The following is a 3,663-nucleotide window of genomic DNA, read 5'->3' on the forward strand; positions in this document are numbered from 1 at the left end:
TTAAAATGTTTACCCAACTATCCATCCAAATGATTTACCATAACGATAAATGGAAATTAGTGGATGCAAACCAAAAAGAGAAGGTAGCAAACTTAAGCAGTGTGCAGAAAAACTTAAATCAAATGGCGTCCCCACGAGGAATCGAACCTCGATCTACGGTTTAGGAAACCACTGTTTTATCCGTTAAACTATGGGGACTAATAGGTGTTGGTTATGTAACCGAGAATTATGATAATTGTCGAGCAATGAAGAAAGGCATTTAATCGATAAAAGCCAAACTACTAAATATTTCGAAAAGGAAACTATTCAGCGTTTGAAATATTAAAATCAATAGAATTGTAAACGCTCGGATTGGAAAGATCTTGTATTGGAACACTGCTTCTATCTTCTGGATTAGAGCCAAAGGTTTTTTCCCAGAAGTCACTCACTCCATCTCCATCAGTATCCTTTCTTGTATCATTCAAAAAAGCACGATTTTCAGTCCCATCATCATACATATGTTCGAACGGAAGGCCATCACCGTTGGTTAGAGGGGTCGCATAAAACGCATAGCCTGGAAATTGACGACTTTCATAAATGTAGATCGTTCTAGTAACAATATCAGACTTATTATTCCAACCATCTTTTACTCTATATTCATTTGTGATCGTAACCACATCCATACTTATTCCATTTAATTTGTTTGCTTCATCAAATGTATAATTGCTCCCATTTACATCTGGTACTTTAACATTTGCTGCAGGAGTTATGGTTACATTGGTATCCGAGCCATAAATATTGTCTTTCATTAATCCCTGATAATGCAAAAAAGGATCGCTCAAAACCTCATTATTCAAGGCACTATAAACATAGATAACACCAATTTCTGCACATGCCTCCATTTCAGCACGATCCTCCACTCTACGCATCGCATATGTTTCTCCATAAGCATCGTTCCCCTGAAGATTCTTGTAACCGTCTGCAACGCTAAAGTATGAATTGTAGTCATGTGCATAAGCACCTGGATCTACAAAAGTATAATTGTCCAACATAATTCTGTGCATCCCTGCTCCAAAACCAGTCCGGTTATAATCATTACCACTGATTTCTTCGGTATCTGAATGTGGACTTATTCCGGTATTGGTTGAAAAGCGCAAAAAGTCATGAACCGTAGTATCACCAATTAATCCAACTTCAGGGCTCTGAAAGTCGCCTATTTTTAAACTTCGACTTCTTGGGGCAGAGACATTTCCAAACTCATCGGTTACAGTAACAACTACTTCATAAGCTGGATCATCTTTAGCAAAAGGATAGACCTTCCCCAGATCATAGCCCCCACTTGGGTCAATAGAATCGGTCAAAGGTTTTGTTATAGTAGCTTGCCACTTGTTACTATTAGCAACTGGATCCAAACTACTATCAATAGTATCTGACACTCCGGCACCAAGAGCTCCATAGTCAGATGCGACTAAACCCGATAACAGGTGAGCCTGTATTTCAGTGAGAATGTTTGGGTTTGGGGAAGAGCTTAAATAATCAATCAAAAAATTATCAGAAGTGTTTCCATCGGCCTGAGGATAAATCAAGGGGGCGATCGTATCTTTTATTATTAGGTAACGAAAGACAGGGTCAGCAGCATTTCCCTCAAGATCATTAACATTGTACTCTATTTTATAAATATGGTTAACATGTGGATATGAGGTAACAACACTTCCTATACCAGAATCATTCAAGTCAGTAATCGTTCGAACAATGGATGAGGTTATTAGCCCATCAGTAACATCGTCAGCACGGACATTTAAAATTTCTTCTGGCTCAAAATTACCGTTTTTAAAAATTCGAAAAGAATTCCCTGAGCTAGTAGCATCATTGTAATTTGAACCAGCTTCCAAAACAATGAAAGTAGAATTACTATCTGTATCAGGAGAAATGGTTATTAATGGCTTTATATCGTCTAAAAAAGTATATGTTCGAGCATTCGTAAAAATAGTTCTTCTTGAACTAGTGTTAAGCTGAGTAACGGTAAAGTTTACAACGATTTCCTTAGTTTGATTTTTATCAGCACCATACCAATCGGGAGCAATGGATGCCTCGTAATTTAATCCAGAATTAGATGCTTCATAAATCAAAAATCCCGGATCCTGCAAAGTCGTACCATCATTAAATTTTACAGCAAATGGACTATACCAAGAAAATGTCCTGCCGAAAGTATCAGTAATTGCTACAGTATCACTTGTCGAAGAAACTAGGTTTTGAGGGCTATTTTTTAGAGTAGCTAGAAAGTCAGGGTCTAACTCAGAGGCCTTAAGAAGAAAACCACTATTACCGTTTTGCATTACATATGGGTCTTCACTGGAAAAAATAAAATTATCGTAATGAACCGACAGATTTGAAAGTTTACTCTTTAGGCCTTCATAATTTTCAAACCTAGAGTTTGGGGAGACCAGAGGATTATTCGCGTTTTGGTAAGAAAGGTCGGAACTACCCAAACCGGTGCCTGGTGCATTGAATTTGTTTAATGAATCATGAGTAATTAAAGCAACATGTGGATCCGTACCATCTTGAATAGTAAGGTTTAATACTTGGGTTTCCGCAAGGTTTCCAAATTCATCCCCAGCAGTGTATGTAATAGTAAAATCTCCAGGTTCCCAAAACCCAAGCTCAGCTAATTCGATAAAAGTAGCATTGTGATCCGTGCCGTTAGGGTGAGCTAAATCGATAGTAATATTAGAGTCGATCAGGGATCCCGCTATATCTGAAATTGTGACTCCAGGATCGGTAAATGGATCCCCCACTTCCAAGGTGCCGCTATCAAAATTATTTTTAACAATAGTGGGAGAGGTTGTATCCACTAAGCGAACTTCAATATCTCTTTCTGATTTGTTACCAAGACTGTTTTCTACTGTGTACCTTAAAACGACCCTTCTCCAATCTGTTGTGTTTGATTTAGGATATTTCGTGTAGGCAGCTGGCTCACCGGTTACAAAATATTCATCGACATTATTCCAAAAATTCACTTTTGAGAAAAAATTCGTCATGTCATCCGAAGCGAGAATCAAAAAGTCGGATTTAATAACATCCCCGATGTCCAATTCGATTTTATTAACTTTGTACAAATTGTTAAGGTCTTCCTCTTGGCCTCCGCCAAGATCGGTAAAAACTTTAGCTGTTGGACGACTAGAATATTGCTCCTGCCCCACCTCAATATTCCAAATAAGTGTGGGTAAAGTAGCTTTGCTCTGATTAGAATCTATAGAATTGGATGATGGTATACCATCCAAGGCATCTGGGTGGTCTAAAACAAAGAAAATAGTGGGGTAGAGGTTTGGGGACCCACGAATCTCTATGGTTCTTGTCGCTTCTCCCTTATTCCCCGCCCTATCTTTTAAAATATAATGAAATTTGAATCTTAGAACTTGGCTCGGAGGATTATCGACCAACCCCTCAATAGTAGATTTAATAAAGTCTCTATCTGCAATATTTCGATCACCATAGGTGTTCGCTTCCAAGTTGTTACATGTCTGTATTTCATACTCCCATAGCACCCCATCGTCCTCAATCGTGGCCCAATCAAAAAAACCATCGTTTTGGGTATAAAGATCCTCAATTCCAAAAGCCCCGGGATCATCAAAGCGGCTCTCACCGTCTGCAATAGATTGCAAGTCTACATACATAGTTTTTGAG

The 3,663-nt window shown here is 38.5% G+C and carries 1 tRNA gene and 1 pseudogene; both read right to left on the reverse strand.

Annotated features, from left to right (window positions below):
* Positions 1-123: 123 nt before the first annotated feature.
* Positions 124-198, reverse strand: a tRNA-Arg gene (locus ACKPQ4_RS06795).
* A gap of 104 nt (positions 199-302) precedes the next feature.
* Positions 303-3,663: pseudogene (locus tag ACKPQ4_RS06800) on the reverse strand (hypothetical protein); the annotation flags it as partial.

This window comes from Candidatus Chordibacter forsetii (assembly GCF_964187505.1).
Classification (GTDB): Bacteria; Verrucomicrobiota; Verrucomicrobiia; order Opitutales; family Seribacteraceae; genus Chordibacter; species Chordibacter forsetii.